At 61.9% G+C, this 2,964-nt stretch carries 3 protein-coding genes; 1 reads left to right on the top strand and 2 read right to left on the bottom strand.

Annotated elements, in window-relative coordinates; translation table 11 throughout:
- Positions 1–457 (top strand): SDR family oxidoreductase (locus tag VMR39_RS15525; RefSeq protein WP_325416852.1); only part of this gene is annotated, 457 nt, incomplete at its 5' end.
- A 59-nt stretch (positions 458–516) separates the two neighbouring features.
- Here VMR39_RS15525 and VMR39_RS15530 read toward each other — a convergent pair.
- Both VMR39_RS15530 and VMR39_RS15535 read right to left on the bottom strand, forming a co-directional pair.
- The gene (locus VMR39_RS15530) at positions 517–1,557 is read right to left on the bottom strand and encodes a 2Fe-2S iron-sulfur cluster-binding protein (RefSeq protein ID WP_008828147.1); all 1,041 of its coding nucleotides are present in this window, start codon (positions 1,555–1,557) and stop codon (positions 517–519) included.
- An 82-nt stretch (positions 1,558–1,639) separates the two neighbouring features.
- The gene (locus VMR39_RS15535; RefSeq protein ID WP_008828148.1) at positions 1,640–2,743 is read right to left on the bottom strand and encodes an alkane 1-monooxygenase; all 1,104 of its coding nucleotides are present in this window, start codon (positions 2,741–2,743) and stop codon (positions 1,640–1,642) included.
- Between the last annotated feature and the right edge of the window lie 221 nt (positions 2,744–2,964).

Here is a 2,964-nt window from a genome sequence, read left to right on the forward strand (position 1 = left end):
CGTCAACGTAAAGGGCTACTTCCTTGGCGCCCGTGCCGCAATTCCGGAGTTGCGTAAGACCAAGGGCAGCATCATCTTTACTGCCTCGACTTCAAGCTTCTACACCGGCGGTGGCGGTACGCCCTATGTGGCGTCGAAGCACGCCGTGCTGGGCCTGATCCGCCAGCTCGCCTGGGAACTAACCCCCGACGTCAGGGTCAACGGCGTGGCGCCAGGCGGCACCCGAACGCCGCTGGGCGGTACCCATGCGGGCGGAACAGCCGATGTTCACATGGAAGATATGGAAGGGCTCGACGCGATGATTGCCGGGATGACGCCGCTCGCGCGGATCGCCGAACCGGATGATCACTCCGGCCTCTATGCCTTGCTCGCCTCGCGTCGGGACTCGGCCTACATGACAGGAACGGTTTTGCTCAGCGACGGTGGAATCGGCATCGGCAAACGCCCCGGAAGCTGAAGCGGCTTAGATCTCTCCACCCTTGGCGGGTGCTCGATTCGTCGAGCGCCCGTCTTTTTTTACGTGCGATTGCTGCGATCAAGAAAGCGGTCGGCCGAAATGACCGAACGTGAGAGGCCGGCGGCAAGCAATTGCGCTTCGGCAAAGTCGATCATCGCCGGTGGGCCACACAGATAGGCTTCGTGCGCCGCCAGGTCTGCAACGCCCGCAATCTGCTCGGTGATCAGCCCACGCGCTCCTGCCCAGTCGCTGTCTGGCTCTTCATCCGACAAGGCCGGGACGAATTCGAAAGGGGCCATCCAGCGTTGACGAAGGGCCGCAATTTTGTCGAGGGCATAGAGATTGGACTTACGGCGCGCACCGTACAGCAGGTGCACCGCCCGGTCTGCGCCCCGGTCGAGCGCCTGCTCCAGAATCGAGATGATCGGCGCTAGACCACTACCCCCGGCGATGCAAAGAATGGGGGCAGTGCTGTCCTTGAGGGCGAATTGCCCATAGGGGGCGGTAACCTTCAGCTCCATTCCGGTGCGATCGGTGCAGAACAGCCAGTCGGTAAATGCGCCGCCCGGAACGTGCCGGATGTGAAAATGCAGTTGCTGGGTGGGTTCACCAACCGTCGCGAAGGCGAATGAATAACTGCGTGCACCTTCGATGCCGGGAGCGGTCAGATCAGCGTATTGTCCGGGAGTGAAGGCCAGTGGCCGATCCAGTTCGATGGTCAGCCCGATTATATCCTCGCATAGCCGTTGTGCGGCGACGATGGTGCCGCGATATGTAGCAATGGCGATCCCTTGCGAGAGTGGCGCATCAACCGCGATTGTCAGATCCGAGCGCGGAATGGCCTGGCAGGCGAGGCGAAAGCCGCTGCGCAGTTCGTCGCCCTCAAGTGCAAGGGCCGACGGGCTCAATTCGCCGATCTTGCCAGACACGAGCTTGAACTTGCAGGTACCGCACGAGCCAACCTTGCAATCGTGCGGCATGGCCAGACCCGCGTCCAGCATCGCTTCAAGAAGTGTCTTGCCCGCCGGTATGTCAAGCGTGGTCGGCGATCCTTCCACGGTTACGGTGTTCATCTTGGATTTGCGCAGGAAAGAAAACATTGTCGGGTTTTTCCGAAATGGGCGGGCGGAATCTGCAGTTGCAGATTGTCGCCCGAATGAGGGTGGACGATTGGCCTGGCGTTCAAGTGCTGGCCAGCCAGCGCGGCCAGCCAGCCTGTGCGTTGGCCTGATCCGCCAGCTTGCGTTCGCCGGGGGTGGCGAAACGTTCGTCCCAGTCCTTGAGGCGCGGTTGCGCGATGAAGCGGAACCAGACCGGCGGGATCAGTCCGGCGGCGAAGCACAGGAACAGTGAGGGCATCTGCGGCGCTTGCGGTTCGGGCTTCAGCGCATAGAAGGGGATATGCCCGTCAAGGTGATGGTTGATGTGGTTGGTGATTTCCGCACCGATCGGCCGGACGATCGCGCCAAGGTGGTTCCAGGCGTGATGGAGCTCGATCGGCGCCCCTTCGACCCGGATCAGGCCATAGTGCTGGAAGTAGTTGAACCCCTCCACGAACATCTTGGCCATTACCATCGCGCCGACAGCGGTCAGCGCCGCGCCAAGGCCTGCCGTCAAGCCCACAAAGACGATGATACTGCCCGATAAGAGCGGCAGTAGCCACACCGGATTGCGCCATCCCAGCGAAGCATGGCCAAGCTTGCGGAGGATTTCGGCCGACTTTTCCCAAGTATCCTTGTAGGAACCCCAACTCGCCTGGAACACGAAGCTGTAGATGGTCTGCCCGCGCCGAGGGGTATCGCTATCCTTGGCCGTGTCGAGATGGACGTGGTGGGTGACGATATGGGCAATATCGCGATTGGGGTCGCCGTAGAACGCGCTCAGACACTTGGCGACATAGCGAGGAAACCAGTGGCGGCGGTGCATCAGCTCATGCGCCACCGGCAGGGTCGGCACCGCCGAGAGCCAACCCAGGCTGAGCAGCGATCCGGCCAGTTGCCAGCTTGAATTGTCGGCGCCGGTGATCGGGTTGATCGCGGTCGCAACCGATCGGGCAAAGGCCCAGACCAGCAGGATCATGCACGGGAGCTGGAGGTACATGGCGAAATCGCCAAGCAGTGCCGTGCCCTGCGCGCGCATCTTGTGGTCCGCCGGCAGCAGGATATCCAGCGTCATCAACACCGGAAAGGTCGCCGCGCCCAGCCAGACGTAGCTGCCGCCGAGCATGAATCCGATAACGCCCGCCAAGGTCATGACCGGAATGAGAAAATAGCGCAGTCCGTCCATCGGATTTCTCCTTAGTTATTCTGTTCTGGCCTTGCCCGTCGAGGCAAGGGTGAGGGCGGTGGCGGTCCGCCGCCCTCGGGCCTTCATCAGTACTTGTAGGCGAGCTTGAGGAACCATTCGCGCGGACGCGAGAAGCTGGCCGTTGCGGCGCCGCCGACGTTGAGATCGACATAGCCGCCCTGCAGATAGCGCTTGTCGGTCAGGTTCGTGACGCCCGCAGT

The organism is Sphingobium sp. (assembly GCF_035511395.1).
Lineage (GTDB): Bacteria > Pseudomonadota > Alphaproteobacteria > Sphingomonadales > Sphingomonadaceae > Sphingobium.